This window comes from Photobacterium sp. GB-1, assembly GCF_003026165.1.
Classification (GTDB): Bacteria; Pseudomonadota; Gammaproteobacteria; order Enterobacterales; family Vibrionaceae; genus Photobacterium.
In genome coordinates, this window is sequence record NZ_PYOB01000008.1 from 24,544 (window position 1) to 46,188 (window position 21,645).

Sequence of the window (21,645 nt, forward strand, 5' to 3'; positions counted from 1 at the left end):
TTGACAATACGGCCGAAAAATGACTGATAAAACGCACGGGATCCACATGCCTCCTCATCTTCAACCTCGCGTTTTTGTAAGGCAACTGCTTACTCGTGATAAAACGCCAGTCTCTGTTCTATTTTTATCAGCTCTTGTCGGCATTTTAGCGGGCTTAGTCGGAACCTTGTTTGAAATTGGTGTCAACTGGGTAACGGATCAGCGTACAGAGTGGTTACGTGATGAAATAACCAGTGTACTTCCTTTGTGGCTCGCAGCATTTATTGTCAGTGCTTTTCTTGCCTTTGTTGGTTATTACCTTGTTAGTCGTTTTGCCCCTGAAGCTGGTGGTTCTGGTATTCCTGAAATTGAAGGTGCGATGGAAGAAATGCGTCCTGTTCGCTGGTGGCGCGTGATCCCAGTTAAATTTTTCGGTGGTTTAGGTGCGTTAGGCTCGGGTATGGTACTGGGTCGTGAAGGTCCTACGGTACAAATGGGCGGTAATATTGGACGAATGATCTCTGATATTTTCCGTTTAAAAGATAAAGAAGGTCGACACTCTTTACTTGCAGCAGGTGCCGCTGGTGGTTTAGCAGCAGCATTTAATGCCCCGATGGCGGGGATCATGTTTGTACTTGAAGAGATGCGTCCGCAGTTTCGTTACAGTTTAATTTCGGTGAAATGCGTAATGATCTCTGCGGTGATGTCAAATATCGTATTTCGTCTTTTACGTGGCCAAGAAGCGGTTATATCTATGCCGCAATATGATGCTCCTGCACTGAAATCATTATGGTTATTCTTAGTGTTAGGGATGCTATTTGGTGGTTTCGGTGTCCTATTTAATCGGATGATTATTTTTGCGTTAGATAGTTTTGTTAAAATTCACCGTAATGAGCGTAAGCGTTACCTTATCACTGGTGCTTTAATTGGTGGCTGCTTCGGTTTACTTCTATTGTATTTCCCAGAATTAACCGGTGGCGGTATTTTCCTTATCCCTCACGCGACTAACGGTGATTACGGCCTTGGTATGTTAATGCTGTTGTTCTTTGCTCGTATTGCAACAACATTACTGTGTTTTGGCTCCGGTGCACCGGGCGGTATTTTTGCCCCAATGTTGGCGTTAGGGACATTGTTTGGCACTTTCTATGGCATGATCACACAAGGCATTTATCCTGATTTAGGCATTGATCCAGGACTATTTGCAATCGCTGGTATGGGGGCGCTTTTTGCTGCAACGGTGCGCGCACCAATTACGGGGATTTTGCTGGTTATTGAAATGACCAACAACTATCACCTTATTTTACCATTGATTGTTACCACTCTCGGTGCGACTATGCTTGCTCAGATGTTAGGCGGACAACCGATTTATTCGCAGTTGCTACACCGAACAATTAAAAAAGAGCGTTTACGCCATGATTCTCCAACAAGTGAGCCTAATACTTGAACAACATAGTCAGGTATTGGATAATCAGCGTAATTAACGGAAGTGTGTGAGAGGTTTTGTAATGAGCGATGCTAATTTGCCGCTAACTTTTTCTGATGTTGCAGCGAATAAAGTAAAAACACTGATCGCTGAAGAAGAAAACCCGAATCTAAAGCTACGTGTTTACATCACTGGTGGTGGTTGTAGTGGCTTTCAATATGGTTTTACTTTTGATGAAAAAGTAAATGATGGTGATATGACCATTGAAAATGGCGGTGTAACGCTAGTGGTTGATCCTATGAGTCTCCAGTACCTAATGGGTGGTACAGTTGACTACACTGAAGGTCTAGAAGGTTCGCGTTTCTTTGTTAACAACCCAAATGCAACAACGACTTGTGGTTGTGGCGCATCATTTAGTGTTTAAAATGTTAACTCGATAATCATTGAGTTAAATAAAAGCCGACAAATATTGATTGTCGGCTTTTTTGTATATAAACAATGGCTTAGTTTAATAATATGTCATTATTAACGACCAGTTTGCCCAATTGCTGAATATGATCAAGTTGTTGTTTAGCTTGCTTTTTAAACGTTACTTGCTCGTTGCCTGATAATGAATTGGCTTGCGGTAAATCTACCGTACGAGGGTTTTTATGCTGACCATTAACCAAGAATTCATAGTGTAGGTGTGGGCCTGTGACGCGACCAGTACCGCCTAAAGTACCGACAGTATCTCCCTGTTTTACTCGTTGCCCTTTTTTGACCATACGCTTAGTTAAATGCAGGTATTTGGTGACATATTTAGCGCTATGTTTGATAAAAACGTAGTTACCATTGTATTTGTTATACGCTGATTCTAATACAACCCCATCACCTGCCGCCCAAATAGGTGTGCCAACAGGAGCAACATAATCAGTGCCTCGGTGCGGCTTTACTTTTCCTGTAACGGGGTGGAGACGACGCGGATTAAAATTTGAACTTACATAGCGGAAGTTGACAGGAGAGCGCAAGAACGCTTTACGCATGGCTAGCCCGTCTTTATCGTAATATTTACCGTCGTTATTGCGAACTGCGGTAAAAGTTTGCCCCATATTGGTAAAGGTTGCGGCTAAAATCTCACCGCGATCGACTGGATAACCATCTAAATAGTGCTGTTCAAATAACACTTCAAATTTATCACCCGCTCTAATATCGAGAGCAAAATCAATATCCCAACCAAATAGCGCGGCAATTTCCATGATCTGATTGGCCGTTAATCCTGCTTTATCTGCGGCACTCCAAAAACTGGTTTTAATGGTGGCATGAGAGAAATTGATATGCGTTTCAATTTCCTTTTTATCCATCTCACTGCTAAAGGTGCTGCCATCGTGGCGCACAATCAAGGTTTCTAAATGATTACGAGGTTGGCGAAGCTCAACTAATTTTCCTTCTTTATTAAAGCCAAATTGAAGGATATTACCTGGACGAAGTCTTTCCAATTGTTTGGTATTGGCATCGGTATTGATAAGGGAATGTAGTATTTTTCCATCTAAGCCGATGTTATCAAAAGCGATAGCTAAACTTTCACCACTTTCAATAACGTGCTTTTTCCATATAAGCTCATCTGTTTTATCTTTACCTGAAAGAGGTGTCGCTGAAGCGGTTGCAATATCAATAGGGTAAGGTTTGCCAATTTTAAATTTACGCTCAACATGAGAAGCGGTTTCTTGCTGGGAACTCGGTATCATTGCAAGCCCCAGCATAGCTATGCTGATCAATATGATAAAAAAGAGGTTCTTCCGTGGAAATCGAGGTGATGAAGTTCCTTTCATACTAAATTTTTCACATATATTCCGAAAAAATAAACGGCCTTCAGTCTAACTGGTTTCAAAAAAGCCTGCTATTCAAGTAAGATAGTCGGCTTATTATTTTTGCCAATTTTGTGGGAGCGAACAAGAATGGCCAGCATTGAACAAGCACTTATTGAGATAAAACGTGGGGTTGAAGAACTTATCCCAGAAGCAGAGCTAATAGCAAAGCTAAAAGAAAACCGTCCATTACGTATAAAATTAGGTGCCGATCCTACGGCACCAGACATCCATCTTGGACACACGGTTATTCTTAATAAGTTGCGTACTTTTCAGGAATTAGGCCATGAAGTCACTTTCTTGATTGGTGATTTTACTGGTATGGTCGGCGATCCTACCGGTAAGAACACGACACGTCCGCCACTAACGCGTGAAGATGTATTACGCAATGCGGAAACATATAAAGAGCAGGTATTTAAGATCCTTGATCCTGCCAAAACCACGATTGCGTTTAACTCGACATGGTTATCAGAGTTAGGTGCAGAAGGAATGATCCGTTTAGCGTCTAATCAAACCGTTGCTCGTATGCTAGAGCGTGACGATTTTAAAAAGCGTTACGGCGAGAATCGTCCAATCGCGATCCATGAATTTATGTATCCATTACTTCAAGGTTACGATTCAGTCGCAATGGAAACAGATGTAGAACTAGGCGGTACTGATCAGAAGTTCAACTTGCTAATGGGTCGTGAGTTACAAAAATCGCACGGTCAAAAACCACAGGTTGTACTGACGATGCCATTGCTGGTGGGTTTAGATGGCGTGAAGAAAATGTCTAAATCTGCGCACAACTACATTGGTGTTGCCGATGCGCCAAGCGATATGTTTGGTAAGATCATGTCTATTTCTGACGATCTGATGTGGAGCTACTTTGAATTGCTTTCATTCCGTCCAATGGATGAAATTGCTCAGTTTAAAGCCGATGTTGATGCCGGTAAAAACCCACGTGATGTGAAGTTCTTACTAGCAAAAGAGATCATTGCACGTTTCCATTCAGAAGAAGCGGCAGAAGCGGCATTGCAAGAATTCATCAGTCGTTTCCAAAAAGGTAACCTACCTGATGAAATGCCTGAGTTTGAATTCGAAGCCGGTCTTCCTATTGCGAATTTATTAAAAGAAGCAGCACTGGTTAACTCAACGTCTGATGCAATGCGTATGATCCGTCAAGGCGCTGTGAAGCAAGATGGTGAGAAAGTAGAAGACACGAAACTGGTACTGGCTGCTGGCAATTATGTTTTCCAAGTCGGTAAACGTAAATTTGCTCGTGTGATGATTAAATAATCACATTGCTCTCGCAGCGTTATTCAAATATGAAAGGATGCATTTGCGTCCTTTTTTTATATCTGTCAAATAGTCTTAATTAATAATAACTTGGCTTTAAATCTTAATGTTTAATGGTTTATGAAAGCTTACTTTCTAGCTTTGATCATTATGCCGACGAAGAGAGACAAGCTACTATAAAAGATTACTCTTCATTTTTATATCGACTGGCTATGGAATCGATTCAACATATTATTACTGATCTCACCCCGCTACTGCAGCAATACGGGTACTATATTTTAGCATTGGCAATTGCTGTTGAAGGTATGGGGATCCCAGCGCCTGGTCAGTCGTTATTGATCGTCGCGAGTTTATTGGCATCGTCAGGTAAAATGTCGTTACCTATGGTGCTATCCGTTGCTTGGGCAAGTAGCTTTATTGGTAACAGTATTGGCTACTTTATTGGACGCCAATTTGGTCATATCTTAACGAAGAAAGAATGGATTAAACCGCGAACGCTGACCAAGTTACATCAGTTTATTGACCGCTATGGCATGCTAGGGCTTGTGATCAGTCGTTTTGTTGAAGGCATTAAACAGTTCATGTGCATTGGCTGTGGTATTGCGCAAATGCCAGTGCAACTTTTCTTATTAGGTAACTTCTTAGCGGTCACGATCTGGCTATTGGTATTTGGCGTGGCTCCTGCTTATTTACATGACGAATTAGGGCCTATTTTAGCCTTCTATCATAAATATCAGATGCAATGTTGGTCTGTCGTCGTTGTACTTGCTTGTATACTTGGATGGTGGCTTATCCGTCGATTCAAACGCCGTAAAACCTCGATTGAAGAATAAGATAACCTTGTTTGTTTCGGATTAAAAAACCGCCAGTGTTGGCGGTTTTTTTGTTAATTACGCAGTGCAAAAATAGGCAGAGACAGATTCCACTTAATGGCTGCGAGTCTTATGGTGAGTGTGGTAAAGATACCGATCACTGCAGCAACAGAAGGCAGTACACCTAAAGATAAGCCTATGGTGTGTACCATACCGCCTAGAATACAGGCTGTTGCATAAACCTCTGTACGTAATACCATTGGGATCTCACGTCCGAGTACATCTCGGATCACGCCGCCGCCACAGCCTGTTATCACACCCATGATCACAGCGACCATTGGCGATGCGCCATAACGTAATGATTTTTCGACACCGATAGCCACAAAGACTGCTAATCCAATCGCATCAGCGACAGGAAGAAAATACCATGGCATCCGTTTAGGGCGTTGAGTTGCGAGCATCGTGATAATACAGGTAATAAAAATCACCCATAAGTAATTGGTATCTTTGATCCAAAACACAGGGGTAGCACCTAATGCCATATCACGAATAGTGCCGCCACCAATAGCTGTTACGCTAGCTAGCACGACAACGCCAAAAGGATCCATGCGTAATCGTCCTGCCATGAGTACTCCCGAGGCTGCAAAGATTGCAGTACCAAACATATCGAGAATATAGATGAGCATGTTTATCCCTATTTAATAGAAAAGGGGGAAAGTAGGCAGGCGATTGTACTGCCTAAATGGCTAGGTACAACTATAAAATCCATCTTTAGTGAGGTTATTCACAGCAAAGGTGAGGCTTTTCTTTCATTATCCAGTAGTTGACACACTTGCTTTACGGCTTTAAGAGTGCGAAGCGTGGGGCGGTTTAACCAATCGCTATTGAGTTGATAAAGCTGATGATTATCAACCGCAGGGAGTTTACCTTGCCACTTTAACCATGGGCTATTTTCTTTTGACGTTGCATGACGTGAACCGAAAATGACGCTGGGTTGGCGAACAACAACTTGCTCTTGATTGACTTGTGGGTATGCCGCGGTGCTGGTGGCAAAAATATTTTCTCCACCGCAAATATCAAAGACAGGACTCGGCCAGTTGCCATCTGAAATCGTCAACATAGGGCTATCACTTAATTGATAAAAGTAACGTACTGGAGGCGCGTGTTGATAGCGTGCTTTAATTTTGGCGAGTTGTGTTCTAAATGTTGCAGCTGCATTAATCGATTGACTTGGATCATCAGCAAATTTACCTAGTTTGATAATCGTATCTGCAATATCGGTTAATTGCGTTGGATTTGAATAAAAGATATTAATCCCAAGTTGTTGTAAGCGAGCCATTTCACGACTAGGGTTCCCTCCTTTCCACGCCAAAATTAAATCAGGCTTTAAAGTAAGAATTCGTTCCATTTTAATGCCGCGATAATTGGCAACACGTTCTAATTTTTTCGCCTGATCTGGGTAGTCACTGTAATCACTGGCGGCAATTAGTTTATCCCCCAAGCCCGCACTATAAGCCAGCTCTGTCATGTGTGGCGATAAGCTAATAATGCGTTGAACAGACTGTGATTGTTCTGCAAAGGTTGAGGTGAATGGGAATAGAACCGCAATGAGAAGTAGGAAGCGCATTAAGCTAGTCCGTGAAAAGTAATCAGTAAGCCGCTTTCGATAATGATCCAACACCATAAACGACTTGTCATTAATTGCTGAATTTGTGCAAGGTGTAACGATGCGGGGGCAATTTTCCCTCCGATACGCGGTCGTTCCATTTTCACTTGGTTGTACATCGCGGGGCCGCCAAGGGATAAAGACAGTTTGTGTCCGGTTGCGGCTAATAACCAACCCGGCCCTGGTAGCGGCCAATTTTCACCTTGCTGCATTAAACCATGAAAAGCATTTTTGGCATTTTGGCCAAGGGTAATTAATAGCGCAAACAGGCGAAGCGGCACAATATCTAAAATAAGTGCGATGCGAATCGCGGGCAAACCAAAAAAGCGGAACTGTTCACGGCTTGGTGACCAAGATCGCGCAAGGCTAATCGCTAAACGATACATAATCGCCGCAATACCACCACCAATGGCATACCAGAATAAGACGCCAATGACATTACGGCCGTAACCAAGTAATAGGGTTTCAGCACCCGCTTTACCTAGTCCAAGTAATGATAAATTTTCAGTATTACGATTAACGTGATCGGCTAATAACTCACGGCATCTGCCTTTGTGTTCAAGGTTATAGGCTTGGTTAAATTGTTTGCCTAATTTAGCCGATGTTTGCCAGTCTATTGCCATCCACAATAGGGTCATTTGGAAAATCGTTTGATACCAAACCAGTTGGCTAAAAGCGAACAATAAGATCAGTACCGTGCCTGACATTAAAAACCAAGCAAGTGAGCCTGCGAGAATACGTTGAGAGGGATTTTCTTTCGGGTGATTAACACGCTCTGCAATGAGCAGTGCGAGACGTTGCCAAATAACAATGGGGTGAAGCGGGTAAGGAATGGGTAAAACCCAATGCAATAATAACGCTCCCCACAAAGCGAGTAGGGAGCTATTAGTTGTGAGTAACGCAACAAGTGATTCCATCATCCGTGACAGCTATTCTCGTTTTAGGCTAGATGCGAAGCAAGGCCACTTAAATTAGTTACTACAATGAGGTTACTTAAGTAACTCAACCATTTTCTCAACCATGATTGATGAGCTTTTTGCTGCAAGTGGCAGGAACTCATCAAAGCTCATTGGCGATTCTTTATCTGCAACATCAGAAATGGCACGAACCACAACAAAGGGGACTTTGAATTGGTGACAAGCTTGAGCAATAGCCGCAGCTTCCATTTCAACAGCAACGACTGATGGGAAGTGAGTGCGAATGAAGTTTTGTTTTTCAGCGCTACATACAAATGCATCGCCAGTACAGATCAGACCGCGAACAGCGTGTGGCTTTTTAGGTAAAGCAGATAGTGCTTGCTCTGCTACATCCATCAGTTTTTCGTCAGAGAGGAAAGCGGCTGGCTGCTGTGCCATTTGACCGATCTCATAACCAAATGCTGTCACGTCTGCGTCGTGGTAGCGAACTTCCGTTGAGATCACAACATCACCAACATTAAGGCTTGATTCAAAACCGCCAGCAGAGCCTGTATTGATCACAACATCAGGTTGGAACGTTTCAAGTAATACGGCTGTGCCTACTGCTGCTGCAACTTTACCAATACCAGATTGTAACAAGACAACATCCGCACCATTTAGCGTACCTGTGTAGAGAGTACAACCTGCTTTGTTGTGTGTTTCGCAGTTTTCTAGTTGTGCTTTTAGGATCGCAACTTCTTGCTCCATTGCGCCAATAATGCCGATTTTCATTGATTCGTTCTCTTGTTGTTCAAGCGGTGCACCGAGGGTGCTGTTGTGTTGATTAGTGTACCATGAGCGATAGAATTTATACCAAAAGTTATCGAGCGCTAATTTTTGAACAATAAAAAAAAGCGGAAGGTTGCCCATCCGCTTTAGTTTGTTTAATTAACGTATTTAGACGTTGAGATAATCCAGTATGCCATCAGCGGCTTTACGGCCTTCATCAATGGCGGTTACCACTAAATCTGAACCACGAACCGCATCACCACCGGCAAAGATTTTCGGGTTTGTGGTTTGATAGGCAAAGTGTGCATCGAATGAGGTTTTGATCCGTCCCCATTGATCCAGTTCAACATCATATGGTGTCAGCCATGGCATCGCATGAGGTTGGAAACCAAACGCCATGATCACAGCATCGGCACCTAATACGTGCTCACTACCTGAGACTGGCTCAGGGCGACGACGTCCAGCGCTGTCTGGTTCACCTAGCGCTGTTTTCACAACTTTAACGCCAGTTACTTTGCCTGAATCATCCACTTCAATACCTAATGGCTGAAGGTTAAACATAAAGTTTACGCCTTCCTCGCGGGCATTTTTCACCTCACGTTTTGAACCCGGCATATTGGCTTCATCACGACGATAAGCACACACCACATCTTTTGCACCTTGGCGGATAGAAGTACGGACACAGTCCATCGCGGTATCACCACCACCGAGTACGACCACGCGTTGATCTTTCATATCTAAGAATGTCGATGGACTTTCTAGTTCCATTACCTTATAGGTATTAGAAATCAAAAATGGCAATGCGTCATAGACGCCTGTTGCGTCTTCATTTTCCAATCCTGCACGCATGTTTTTATACGTGCCGACACCTAAGAACACCGCATCGTAGTCAGCCAGTAGCGATTCCATCGTGACGTCTTTACCGATTTCAGTATTGAGCTGAAACTCAACCCCCATTTCAGTAAAGATTTTACGACGGTTAACCATTACATCTTTTTCAAGCTTGAATGATGGGATACCAAAGGTCAGCAAGCCACCAATTTCAGGGTAGCGGTCAAATACCACGGGTTTTACGCCGTTACGCACAAGAATATCAGCACAAGATAATCCGGCAGGGCCTGCACCGATGATCGCAACTTTTTTATCTGTCCACTCGACCCCTGACATGTCAGGTTTCCAGCCCATCTCAAAGGCTTTATCGGTAATGTATTTTTCAACATTACCAATTGTCACCGCACCAAAGTCTTCGTTTAAGGTACAAGAACCTTCACATAGCCTGTCTTGAGGACAAACACGGCCACATACTTCCGGTAAGGTGTTGGTTTGGTGAGATAGCTCAACCGCTTCAATAATACGTCCCTCATTAGCCAGTTTTAGCCATTGAGGAATGTAGTTATGAACAGGACATTTCCATTCACAGTAAGGGTTACCACAATCTAAACAACGATCCGCCTGCGCACCTGCCTGCTGTTTGGTAAACGGTTCGTAGATTTCAACGAACTCAATTTTACGTACATTTAGCGGTTTCTTTGGTGGGTCGATACGTTCGACGTCAATAAATTGGTAAACATTCTGGCTCATTCGGTTTCCCTCCCTTATTGCGCCTGAAGACGTAGTTCAGAAGCTGAACGACTTTGGTGACCCAGCAGGGTATTAATGTCTGCTGACTTCGGCTTCGCAAGATAGAATTTCGGGATCCATTGATCAAAGTTCGCCAAAATTTCTTGTGCTCGACTTGAACCTGTTTCTTGTAGGTGACGGTCGATTAAACCACGTAAATGTTCTTGGTGGATTTGTAGCTCATCAAGAGGTAATGCTTCAACTAGTTCAGGGTTCACGCGTCCTGCGAAATCGCCATCTTCATCAAGAATATAAGCAAAACCGCCCGTCATACCTGCGCCAAAGTTAACGCCTGTTTTACCTAAAATAGCTACGATACCGCCAGTCATATATTCACATGCGTTATCACCTGCACCTTCTACAACGGTAATGGTGCCAGAGTTACGCACAGCAAAACGCTCGCCCGCTTTACCTGCAGCAAATAACTTACCGCCCGTTGCGCCATACAAACAAGTATTACCAATGATGGTCGCTTCACTTGATTTAAATGCAGAACCTTGTGGTGGACGAATAGTAATGATGCCGCCCGTCATACCTTTACCCACATAGTCGTTTGCATCACCTGTTAATTTCAGGTTTAAACCGCCTGCATTCCACACCCCGAAAGACTGACCCGCAGTACCGGTTAAGTGCAGTGTTACTGGACTTGCTGACATACCTTGGTTGCCATAACGCTGGGCGATTTCACCAGATAGACGTGCGCCAATAGAGCGGTCGGTGTTACAGATGTCAAAGTAGAAATCACCACCGCTACGACTTTCAATCGCAGGTAAGATTTGATCGACTAAAGTCTGGCTTAGCTCTGCGTTATCAAATGGTGTGTTAGGCTCGCTGCAGTACAGTGTTTTCCCTTCTTTCGGTGTTGGGGCAACCAAAATAGGGCTTAAATCAAGCTTGGCTTGTTTCGCTGTAAAGCCTTCCAATGTTTCAAGAAGGTCAGTACGACCAATCAGGTCAGTGAGCTTTTCTACACCTAATTGCGCTAATAGTTCACGTACTTCTTGGCCAACACCGATGAAGTAATTCATGACTTGTTCAGGCAAGCCTTTAAAGAAATCACGACGCAGTTTTTCATCTTGAGTCGCGACACCTGTCGCACAGTTATTAAGGTGACAAATACGCAGGTATTTACAACCTAGAGCAACCATTGGTGCGGTACCAAAACCGAAGCTTTCTGCACCTAAAATTGCCGCTTTTACAACATCAAGGCCGGTTTTCAAACCACCATCGACTTGCAGACGGATTTTGTGACGTAAGCCATTGCTCACGAGTGCCTGTTGAGTTTCAGCAAGACCAAGCTCCCATGGGCTACCGGCATATTTCACCGATGTTAGTGGACTTGCACCGGTCCCGCCGTCATAACCTGAAATGGTGATCAAATCAGCATAGGCTTTAGCCACACCCGTTGCGATGGTGCCAACCCCAGGTTCTGATACCAGTTTGACCGATACCATGGCACTTGGGTTAACTTGTTTTAAATCGAAGATCAGCTGAGCTAAATCTTCAATCGAATAAATATCATGGTGAGGTGGTGGTGAGATCAGGGTAACACCCGGTACCGCATAACGCAGTTTTGCGATTTCGGTTGTCACTTTATGGCCGGGTAGTTGACCACCTTCCCCTGGTTTCGCTCCTTGTGCTACTTTGATCTGAATAACATCCGCATTCACAAGGTAGTGTGGAGTCACGCCAAATCGACCTGAAGCCACCTGTTTAATCCGTGAGTTACGTTCGTTACCAAAACGACGAGGATCTTCACCGCCTTCACCGGAGTTTGAACAACCGCCTAAACGGTTCATGGCGATAGCTAATGCTTCGTGCGCTTCTGGGCTTAATGCACCAATCGACATTGCGGCTGAGTCAAAACGCTTATAAAGCTCAGTCGCAGCTTCAACCTGTTCAACCGGAATCGATGTTGTGCCATCTTTTAGCTTAAACAAGTCACGAATAGCAGCTACTGGGCGCTCATTCACTTCTTTAGCAAAGGCTAAGTAATCTTGATAATCGCCTGATTTCACCGCTTTTTGTAGTGTGCCGACAACATCAGGGTTATAAGCATGGAATTCACCACCGTGAACGTATTTCAGTAAACCGCCATGTTCAATCGGTTTACGTTTCAACCATGCTTTACGCGATAAGTTAAAGAGATCTTGTTGGAAGTCACTAAAGTCAGCGCCTGCAATACGGCTCGAAACACCTTTAAAGCAAAGCTCAACGACTTCATCACTTAAACCGACAGCTTCAAATAGCATTGAGCAGCGGTATGAAGCAATGGTCGAGATCCCCATCTTCGACATGATCTTAAATAGACCTTTATTCATGCCGTTTTGGTAATTACTCATCACTTCACGGTAAGACTTATTAATTGCCCCCGCATCGATCAACTTACCTAGTGATTCATAAGCAAGGTAAGGGTAGATAGCGGTAGCACCAAAGCCGAGAAGGACGGCAAATTGGTGAGGATCGCGAGCGGTTGCTGTTTCAACCACGATGTTAGTGTCACAACGTAGGTTATTATCAACCAAACGTTTTTGCACCGCACCCACAGCCATTGCAGCAGGAATTGGCAATTTATCTTTATTGATCCCGCGATCTGATAAAACAACCAGTACAGCACCATCTTTTACGACACGTTCAGCTTCATCGCATAGATCTATTAGTGCTTGTTTGAGATCTTTTTCATTTGGATTGTAGTTAATATCAATAATGCTGTTGGCATAATATTGATCATCTAACTCAAGTAATTGAACAAGATCAGAATACACTAACACTGGCGATCCAAACGCCACACGTTGTGCATGGCTATCGGTTTCACAGAACACGTTAATTTCGCGACCAATACAGGTAGCGAGTGACATGACATGCTTTTCACGCAGTGGATCGATAGGTGGGTTAGTGACCTGTGCAAACATTTGACGGAAGTAATCGGTGATCGGTCGTTCTTTTGATGACAATACCGCCATTGGCGCATCATCACCCATAGAGCCAGTGGCTTCTTGGCCATTTTCACCTACAACACGCAGTACTTGATCTAGCTCTTCACTGCTTACCCCAAATTGCTTGTGATAAACCGACAGTTCGTCATCAGTGAGCGATCGGCAACCTACTTGCTCATCCCCTAATTGTTCAAAGGGGGTTAAGCGTTTAACGTGACTATCCATCCATGCTTTATAAGGATGGCGTCCCATTAGCTCGTTATCGATATCTGATGAATGCCAAATTTTGCCAAACTTTGTATCAATAACTAATAATTCACCGGGACCAACACGCCCTTTTTCAGCGACCTCATCTGGGGTGTAATCCCAAATGCCGACTTCAGACGCTAGGGTGATTAATTTATCTTTGGTGATCACATAACGGGCTGGACGAAGGCCGTTTCGGTCAAGGTTACAAGCAGCATAACGTCCATCAGACATTACGATACCAGCAGGGCCATCCCATGGTTCCATGTGCATCGAGTTAAAATCGTAAAAAGCACGCAGTGCTGGATCCATATCAGGGTGGTTTTGCCAAGCTGGTGGAACAAGCATGCGCATGGCACGGAATAGATCCATACCACCTGATAAAAATAGCTCTAGCATGTTATCAAGGCTAGAGGAATCAGAGCCTGTTTCGTTAACAAATGGTGCAGCTGTTTTTAAATCTGGCAGCAATGGGGAGCTAAATTTATAGCCTCGTGCTCGTGCCCATTGGCGGTTACCTGTGATGGTATTGATTTCACCATTATGGGCTAGATAGCGGAAAGGCTGAGCCAACGGCCAGCGTGGCTGAGTATTGGTTGAGAAACGCTGGTGGAATAGACAAATCGACGATTCTAATCGAATGTCGCCTAAATCTAAGTAGAATTTAGGTAGATCCGATGGCATGAATAAGCCTTTGTAGACAATCACTTGAGTTGAAAGGCTACAAATGTAGAAATCACTATCTTCGGTAATACGCTTTTCAATACGACGACGAGCAATGTAGAGGCGGCGATCAATATCGCGAGGCTTCCAACCTGCAGGGGCATTGATAAAGACTTGCTCAATATTAGGTAGGGATTCTTGAGCAATAGGCCCGAGAACGGCAGGATTTACAGGCACTTCACGCCAACCTACTACCGATAATGTTTCTGTTGCCAGCTCTTCATTAATAATAGTTCGAGCTTGCTCGGCAAGTACCGGATCTTGGCTTAAGAAAATTTGTCCTACGGCAAATTCACGGGATAGGTTCCAGCCTTTTTCATCAGCAATAATACGGTAGAAATTATCTGGTTTTTTAATCAATAGACCACAGCCATCACCTGTTTTACCGTCAGCGGCGATACCACCACGGTGAGTCATGCGATCTAGTGCGGATATAGCGGTACGAACAAGTTTGTGGCTGGTTTGGCCTTCGATATGGGCAATCAGACCAAACCCACAGTTATCTTTTTCCAGTGATGGGTTATACAGTGACATTGCAACTCTCCCTTGCACCTGTTTGTCATAAACAGGTTTACTGCATCAATATGATAATCATCCTGATCATCAGTATGCTTCCTGCGATTCATCAAAGTACCCATAATTTACAAAAAGGTCAAATAGACATAACAACTAGCGCTAAATATTATGATGTATCTTAAAATAGTAATAACATCTTAAAGTTCAATTAAATATAGTGAGTAGCAAGTGTTTATCCTGATTGGAAGGGCGTAATTAAAGTCTTAATATTAATAATTAAGTATAGGTTTTCAGGGATGTGTGGGGAAATGTTGAGGCTAACATTGAATATTGAGAGTTATAACAGTAAAAAAGCCAGCTCATTTGAGCTGGCTTTGCATTAAAGATTAACTTTACGTAGAAGTTAAGAAAGCATTAATGAATCAGCTTTTGCTTCAAGGTTTGTATTACCCATAAGGTAAGCGTCAACTGCACGAGCAGACTCTCGACCTTCGTTAATACAACGTACAACCAATGATTGGCCTGTACGCATATCACCAGCTGCAAATACACCGGCTTGGTTAGTCGCGAAATCTTCAGTTGCAACATTACCACGCTCATCTAATGCGATATCAAGTTGAGCGAGAACGCCTGTTGGTTCTGGGTGTAAGAAGCCCATCGCTAAGAAAGCAAGATCACAGGCAATCACACGCTCTGAACCTTCAACTTCATCAAATCCTGGGCGCTCGCCTGGTTTTGCTTCTTGCCAAACGATATCAGCAATACGTAAGCCTTTCACATTACCGTTATCATCAGAGATAAACTCTTTGGTTAAGATGTTCCAGTAACGATCACAACCTTCTTCATGTGACGTTGATGTTTTCATGATCATTGGGTATGACGGCCATGGCTGATTAGCTGGACGCTTTTCAGGTGGAACAGGCATGATCTCAACTTGAGTAATACTTGCAGCACCGTGACGATTTGATGTACCCACACAGTCAGAACCTGTATCACCGCCACCAATAACCACTACATGTTTACCTTTGGCATGGATTTCTTCGGTTTTTAAATCCATATCGTTGGCACGACGGTTATTTTGCGCAAGAAATTCCATCGCAAAGTGTACGCCATTTAGTTCACGACCTGGGATTGGCAGGTTACGAGGAACGGTTGAGCCGCCTGTAAGTAGCACGACATCAAAGTCTTGGCGTAATTGCTTAGCATTGATATCGACACCAATGTGCGCATTAACTTCAAATTTAACGCCAGCTTCTGCCATTAGGTTGATCTTACGATCTATGATATCCATACCTAGCTTAAAGTCAGGAATACCAAAGCGAAGTAGACCACCGACTTTTTCATCACGCTCAAACACTGTCACGGTGTGACCTGCGCTGTTTAGCTGCTCTGCTGCTGATAAGCCCGCAGGGCCTGAACCGATAATTGCAATGGTTTTACCGGTTCGAGAACGTGGTGTTTTAGGCTTGGCATAACCTTCACGATAAGCTGTTTCAACAATTGTTTTCTCGATATTACAAATCGTGATGGGATCTTGGTTGATACCTAACACACAGCCACTTTCACAAGGGGCAGGACACACACGACCAGTAAATTCTGGGAAATTATTCGTTGAACTTAGGATGTTCCACGCTTCTTCCCAGCTATCGCGGTAAACCGCATCATTAAATTCAGGAATAATATTCCCAATTGGACAAGAGTTATGGCAGAACGGTACACCACAATCCATGCAGCGTGATGACTGTTCATTGATCTTGTCACCAAATTCATCGTTTAAAACGAATTCTTTGTTATCTTGAATACGAACACTCGGGTCCAATTTTTTTGGCAATTCACGGCCAAATTCTAAAAATCCTGTTGGCTTACCCATTGATTGCCTCCAACGCTTCCTTGTCTTGAGCTTCAGCTTTACGCTTTAGTAATACGGCTTTGTAATCCCTTGGCATAACTTTCACCATCTTCTTCAAGTTAGCTTCGAAGTTAGATAGGAAAAGCTCTGCAACCGTACTACCAGTCAATGCTACGTGCTTCGTTAGCATATTTAGTAATAATTCTTGGTCTTCTTTTTCGATTGGATCTAAATCGACTAACTCTGGGTTTAATTTGGTTTCAAAGTCATCGAACTGATCCCAAACATAAGCAACACCACCACTCATACCAGCAGCAAAGTTACGACCTGTTTGACCCAGGATAACGGCAACACCACCTGTCATGTACTCACAACCGTGGTCACCGACACCTTCAACCACAACTTGTGCGCCTGAGTTACGAACACAGAAACGCTCGCCAGCAAGACCGCGAATATAAGATTCACCAGAGGTTGCACCGTAGAAACACACGTTACCCACAACGATGTTATCTTCAGCAACGATGTCAGATTTCGCATCAGGGTAAAGTACTAGCGTACCGCCTGATAGGCCTTTACCCCAGTAATCGTTCGCATCGCCTTCAACTTCAAATTTCACGCCTTTAGCAAGGAATGCCCCGAAGCTTTGACCTGCTGAACCAAAGAACTTCACGTTCATCGGCTGTGGTAAGCCGCTATCTTTGTATACTTTCGAAATTTCATTCGACAGCATAGTACCTGCACTTCGATCGGTGTTGATGATAGGCAACTCAGCGTTGACTGCTTTACCTTCCGTCAGTGCTGGCTGTGCAAGTTCAATCAATTGACGGTCTAGTACGTTATCCAAACCATGATCTTGGGGACGTTGGTTGTAAATACCATCTTCAGCACGTGGCTTTTCAACGTAAAGTACAGGGCTAAGATCGAGGTTCTTGTATTTCCAGTGACTGACATTATCACGGACTTTCAGCTTGTGAGATTGCCCTACCATTTCTTCAATAGTGCGGAAGCCAAGCTCTGCCATTACTTCACGTAAACCTTCTGCCATGTATTGGAAGAAAGTCACAACGTCTTCTACGCGACCATCAAAGCGTTCACGTAATGTTTTGTTCTGTGTTGCGATACCAACAGGACAAGTATTCTTGTGACACTTACGCATCATGATACAGCCTTCAACAACCAGTGCAGCTGTTGCTACGCCCCATTCTTCAGCACCCAGAAGAGTGGCGATAGCAAGGTCACGTGGTGTTTTCATCTGACCATCAGACTGAACAACGATACGGTTACGTAAACCATTCTTCAGTAGCGTCTGGTGCGTTTCTGCTAGACCTAATTCCCACGGTAGACCTGTGTGGCGAATAGATGACATTGGTGATGCACCTGTACCGCCATCAAAACCTGCAATAAGAACAACATCGGCTTTGGCTTTAGCAACGCCTGATGCAATCGTACCTACACCGGCTTCTGATACCAGTTTAACGTTGACACGACCTGCGCGGTTAGCATTTTTCAAATCGTAGATCAGCTGGGCTAAATCTTCGATTGAGTAAATATCATGGTGAGGCGGTGGAGAAATTAAGCCAACCCCTGGTGTTGAGTGGCGTGTTGCGCCAATCCAGTCATCGACTTTATCACCTGGAAGCTGACCACCTTCACCGGGTTTCGCACCTTGAGCCATTTTGATTTGCAGCTCATCAGCGTTAGTTAGATAGTAAGAGGTTACACCAAAACGACCTGATGCCACCTGCTTGATAGCAGAACGTTCCCAATCACCGTTGTCTTTCTTCTCAAAGCGAATTGGATCTTCACCACCTTCACCTGAGTTAGATTTTGCGCCGATGCGGTTCATCGCAACAGCCAGTGTTGAGTGCGCTTCGTAAGAAATCGAACCAAAGCTCATTGCACCTGTGGCAAAACGCTTAAGGATATTCTCGATTGGTTCTACTTCTTCGAGTGGAATAGAGCCTGCAGGGTTTTTGATGAAATCAAGTTGGCTACGCAGTGTTGCAGCGTTATCACCTTGATCATCAACCGCTTTCGCATATTGCTTAAATTGCGCGTAATCTTTTTCACGGGTTGATTGTTGCAGTAGTGAAATGGTTTCAGGGTTAAACAAGTGTTTCTCACCACGTTGCTTCCACTGATATACACCACCAACATCAAGTACTTGTACTGGGATTTCACGAGTAGGGTAACCAACACGATGACGGACTAAGACTTCTTGCGCGATATCATCAATCGTTAGACCTTGAATACGCGTTACAGTACCGGTGAAGTACTTATCAACCACAGATTTACTGATACCAAGCGCTTCAAAAATTTGTGCGCCGTGGTATGACTGTAGCGTTGAAATACCCATCTTAGAGAAGATTTTAAGCAGACCACCGTTAACCCCTTTACGGTAGTTATCAAATAGAGTGTCTGTCGGTAATTCAGGATCCAGTTTACGCTTGCGTTGTAAATCAACCAGTGTTTCAGTGACTAGATATGGGTTAACTGCGTTAGCACCGTAACCAACTAGGGTTGCAAAATGGTGGGTTTCACGTGCATCACCGGTTTCAACTACGATGTCACACTTCGCACGAAGACCTTTGCGGATCAGGTGGTGGTGAACCGCGCCAACAGCCAGCATTGCAGGAATAGCCGCATGGTTAGAATTAACTGCACGGTCAGTTAGAATGATGATTGAATAACCATCAACGACTGCATCTTCTGAATACTGACAAATACGTTTAAGTGCACGTTCTAGCTTGCCTGGTTCGCCACTTGCATTAAAGACAATATCCAATGTTTTCGATTGAAGATGTTCATTATCAATCTCACGGATTTTCTCAAGTTCAGCATTAGAAAGAACAGGAGATTCAAGTTCAACTTTTTGGCAATGCGCAGGTGTTTCAGCTAGCAGGTTTTGATCCTTACCGAGGTAAGTATTCAATGACATAACCATACGCTCACGAATTGGATCGATTGGCGGGTTAGTCACCTGTGCAAATAGCTGTTTAAAGTAGTTTGATAAATGCTGGGATTGATGAGAAAGCACGGCTAGCGGCCAATCTGCACCCATCGCGCTTAATGGCTCATAACCTGTTTTTGCCAGTGGAACAATAATGTCATTCACTTCTTCTGAGCTCACACCAAACGCTTGTTGATGATGCAGTAAGCGCTCAGGTGTTGGCTGATGATGCATATTATCAGCTTCAGGAAGCGTCTTTAGGCTTAATAGATTGTCTTTAACCCATTGCTCATACGGTTGTGCTGTCGCAATGCTGTCTTTTACTTCTTCATCAGAAATAATACGACCTTGCTCTAGATCAGCAACGAAGATACGACCCGGTTGTAGACGACCACGGAATTGGACGTTTTCAGGCTCAATTTCAACCACGCCTGATTCAGATGCCATCACAAGGAAGTCATCTTTAGTCACAGTATAACGTGATGGACGTAGGCCGTTACGGTCCAGTGTTGCACCTACTTGAACACCATCGGTGAAACAAACAGAGGCTGGGCCATCCCATGGTTCCATGATATTGGCGTGGTACTGGTAGAAAGCACGACGCTTAGGATCCATGTTTTTGTTTTCTTGCCACGCTTCAGGGATAAGCATCATTAAAGCGTGTGGCAAACTACGACCAGAAAGCACAAGTAACTCTAGTGCCATATCGAAGTTAGATGAATCTGAGCTACCTTCCTGACAAATCGGCAGTAGCATATCGATTTCTTGCTGACTAAATAAATCAGACTCAAGAATCGCTTCACGGGCTTTCATCCAGTTCAAGTTACCACGAACGGTATTGATTTCACCGTTGTGAGCAATGTAACGGAAAGGTTGTGCTAAGCGCCAACGTGGGAAGGTGTTGGTTGAGAAACGAGAGTGAACTAATGCAAGTGCGGTCACCATCGTTGGATTTTGTAGATCAAGGAAGTACTGAGGTACTTGCTCTGTAGTTAATTGGCCTTTGTAAACCAAAGTTTTGTATGACAGAGAGTTGATATAGAAGTCATCGCCAATGTTCGAAACACTTTCCAGACAAACACGTACAGTATAGTTACGTAAAACATAAAGTTTACGCTCTAGTACGGCTGGATCTAAGTTTGCGCCACCAGTGATGAAGACATGCTCAAATTGTGGTTCTGTGCTCAATGGATCTTCACCGATCATTGAGTTGTCAACTGGAAGTACACGGTAGCCGATCACTTCAAGATCAAGGCGTTTAGCGTTACGCTCTAAGATCTCACGACATTGCTGGCGTTTATGCTCATCTTTTGGAAATAGCACAACACCAACGCCATATTTATCGAAGGCGGGTAATTTAATACCGAGTGTCAGTGTTTCTTCTAATAAGAACTCGTGGGGCTTTTGCAGCAAAATGCCTGCACCATCACCACTGCATGGATCACAACCTTGACCGCCACGGTGCTCCATACGCGCTAGCATATCGAGAGCCTGAGTAACAATCTGGTGAGACTTACGGTTTTTTAGGTGGGCGACAAAGCCGATACCACAGGCATCGTGCTCCATTTCAGGCACATAAAGTCCCTGATCGTTCAGCTCTTGATCTGTCATAGATACATCCTTCCAGTTGCATCAAGCCATATTCCTAAGGCTTGGTTATCCCTAATTTATTGTCACAATCCTGCGGTATTGAAATGAACTATCCTGTTCTACCCAACATGATTGAGTGTCTGCACAAAGATAAAATCGTCCTGTATTGGCAAACTTAATTTTGTTGTTTCGTTTTGCTATGAACGAACACACTGTATTTCTTGAGAAAGGGCGACACAAATCACTTTACAGTAGGGTGATGGCATCGCTTTTATTGTTCAGAAATTGCACACAAGTGTAACTATCCTACAATTTTGATACATTAATTACCAATAAAAATTAACATTTAGCTATCATAATATTGCTGTTTTGTTGCATTGTTAAACATGAAAAAGGCTTTTTAACGACGATAATTATTCGCAATTGCGTTTAAATGCAAAAAACGTTTGGTGATCGATTGTTTACAAAAAGGCAACAATACGTAGTTAGGGAAACTTTTTTGTATTTTATTTACGATTAAGTGTCTTT

The 21,645-nt window shown here is 43.7% G+C and carries 13 protein-coding genes; 4 read left to right on the forward strand and 9 right to left on the reverse strand.

Annotation, left to right across the window (positions count from 1 at the left end):
* Positions 1 to 19 precede the first annotated feature (19 nt).
* Together clcA and erpA are read left to right on the forward strand one after the other, a co-directional pair.
* Complete coding sequence (gene clcA / locus C9J45_RS10500; RefSeq protein WP_107208591.1) at positions 20 to 1,423, forward strand: H(+)/Cl(-) exchange transporter ClcA; 1,404 nt, start codon at positions 20 to 22, stop codon at positions 1,421 to 1,423.
* Between the two features lie 61 nt (positions 1,424 to 1,484).
* Positions 1,485 to 1,826, forward strand: a complete 342-nt coding sequence (gene erpA / locus C9J45_RS10505) for an iron-sulfur cluster insertion protein ErpA (RefSeq protein WP_107208590.1) — start codon at positions 1,485 to 1,487, stop codon at positions 1,824 to 1,826.
* A gap of 79 nt (positions 1,827 to 1,905) precedes the next feature.
* On the opposite strand, the gene C9J45_RS10510 is transcribed toward erpA, so the two are convergent.
* The gene (locus tag C9J45_RS10510) at positions 1,906 to 3,126 is read right to left on the reverse strand and encodes a peptidoglycan DD-metalloendopeptidase family protein (protein ID WP_233217685.1); all 1,221 of its coding nucleotides are present in this window, start codon (positions 3,124 to 3,126) and stop codon (positions 1,906 to 1,908) included.
* Positions 3,127 to 3,336: 210 nt separating this feature from the next.
* On the opposite strand from C9J45_RS10510, the gene tyrS reads away from it, so the two are divergent.
* On the forward strand, positions 3,337 to 4,524 hold the full coding sequence (gene tyrS, locus C9J45_RS10515) for a tyrosine--tRNA ligase (RefSeq protein WP_107208588.1): 1,188 nt from the start codon (positions 3,337 to 3,339) through the stop codon (positions 4,522 to 4,524).
* A gap of 212 nt (positions 4,525 to 4,736) precedes the next feature.
* Positions 4,737 to 5,357 (forward strand): DedA family protein, encoded by a 621-nt coding sequence (locus tag C9J45_RS10520; protein ID WP_107208587.1) that lies wholly within the window; start codon positions 4,737 to 4,739, stop codon positions 5,355 to 5,357.
* Between the two features lie 53 nt (positions 5,358 to 5,410).
* Here the strand turns inward: C9J45_RS10520 and C9J45_RS10525 are convergent, their stop codons facing one another.
* The 8 genes from C9J45_RS10525 to gltB (C9J45_RS10560) form a co-directional block, all read right to left on the reverse strand.
* A complete protein-coding gene (locus C9J45_RS10525) occupies positions 5,411 to 6,022 on the reverse strand; it encodes a trimeric intracellular cation channel family protein (RefSeq protein ID WP_045083709.1) in 612 nt (203 codons plus the stop codon).
* Between the two features lie 98 nt (positions 6,023 to 6,120).
* Entirely contained in the window at positions 6,121 to 6,963 is an 843-nt protein-coding gene (btuF, locus tag C9J45_RS10530) for a vitamin B12 ABC transporter substrate-binding protein BtuF (protein WP_107292507.1), read from the reverse strand.
* A complete protein-coding gene (locus C9J45_RS10535; RefSeq protein ID WP_107246742.1) occupies positions 6,963 to 7,919 on the reverse strand; it encodes a cobalamin biosynthesis family protein in 957 nt (318 codons plus the stop codon). The genes btuF and C9J45_RS10535 overlap by 1 nt, the downstream gene beginning before the upstream one ends.
* 72 nt (positions 7,920 to 7,991) lie before the next feature.
* Complete coding sequence (gene mtnN / locus C9J45_RS10540) at positions 7,992 to 8,690, reverse strand: 5'-methylthioadenosine/S-adenosylhomocysteine nucleosidase (RefSeq protein WP_107246758.1); 699 nt, start codon at positions 8,688 to 8,690, stop codon at positions 7,992 to 7,994.
* A gap of 165 nt (positions 8,691 to 8,855) precedes the next feature.
* A complete protein-coding gene (locus tag C9J45_RS10545; RefSeq protein WP_107246741.1) occupies positions 8,856 to 10,268 on the reverse strand; it encodes an FAD-dependent oxidoreductase in 1,413 nt (470 codons plus the stop codon).
* 14 nt (positions 10,269 to 10,282) lie between these two features.
* Entirely contained in the window at positions 10,283 to 14,746 is a 4,464-nt protein-coding gene (gene gltB, locus C9J45_RS10550) for a glutamate synthase large subunit (protein WP_107208583.1), read from the reverse strand.
* 385 nt (positions 14,747 to 15,131) lie between these two features.
* Complete coding sequence (locus C9J45_RS10555) at positions 15,132 to 16,598, reverse strand: glutamate synthase subunit beta (RefSeq protein WP_045083715.1); 1,467 nt, start codon at positions 16,596 to 16,598, stop codon at positions 15,132 to 15,134.
* The gene (gene gltB / locus C9J45_RS10560; protein ID WP_107292508.1) at positions 16,591 to 21,138 is read right to left on the reverse strand and encodes a glutamate synthase large subunit; all 4,548 of its coding nucleotides are present in this window, start codon (positions 21,136 to 21,138) and stop codon (positions 16,591 to 16,593) included. Before gltB (C9J45_RS10560) ends, C9J45_RS10555 begins: the two co-directional genes overlap by 8 nt.
* Positions 21,139 to 21,645 lie beyond the last annotated feature (507 nt).

Coding starts and splice junctions, on each gene's coding strand:
- clcA (WP_107208591.1), top strand. CDS start 20: ATGACTGATAAAACGCACGGGATCCACATGCCTCCTCATCTTCAACCT.
- erpA (WP_107208590.1), top strand. CDS start 1,485: ATGAGCGATGCTAATTTGCCGCTAACTTTTTCTGATGTTGCAGCGAAT.
- C9J45_RS10510 (WP_233217685.1), bottom strand. CDS start 3,126: ATGATACCGAGTTCCCAGCAAGAAACCGCTTCTCATGTTGAGCGTAAA.
- tyrS (WP_107208588.1), top strand. CDS start 3,337: ATGGCCAGCATTGAACAAGCACTTATTGAGATAAAACGTGGGGTTGAA.
- C9J45_RS10520 (WP_107208587.1), top strand. CDS start 4,737: ATGGAATCGATTCAACATATTATTACTGATCTCACCCCGCTACTGCAG.
- C9J45_RS10525 (WP_045083709.1), bottom strand. CDS start 6,022: ATGCTCATCTATATTCTCGATATGTTTGGTACTGCAATCTTTGCAGCC.
- btuF (WP_107292507.1), bottom strand. CDS start 6,963: ATGCGCTTCCTACTTCTCATTGCGGTTCTATTCCCATTCACCTCAACC.
- C9J45_RS10535 (WP_107246742.1), bottom strand. CDS start 7,919: ATGGAATCACTTGTTGCGTTACTCACAACTAATAGCTCCCTACTCGCT.
- mtnN (WP_107246758.1), bottom strand. CDS start 8,690: ATGAAAATCGGCATTATTGGCGCAATGGAGCAAGAAGTTGCGATCCTA.
- C9J45_RS10545 (WP_107246741.1), bottom strand. CDS start 10,268: ATGAGCCAGAATGTTTACCAATTTATTGACGTCGAACGTATCGACCCA.
- gltB (WP_107208583.1), bottom strand. CDS start 14,746: ATGTCACTGTATAACCCATCACTGGAAAAAGATAACTGTGGGTTTGGT.
- C9J45_RS10555 (WP_045083715.1), bottom strand. CDS start 16,598: ATGGGTAAGCCAACAGGATTTTTAGAATTTGGCCGTGAATTGCCAAAA.
- gltB (WP_107292508.1), bottom strand. CDS start 21,138: ATGACAGATCAAGAGCTGAACGATCAGGGACTTTATGTGCCTGAAATG.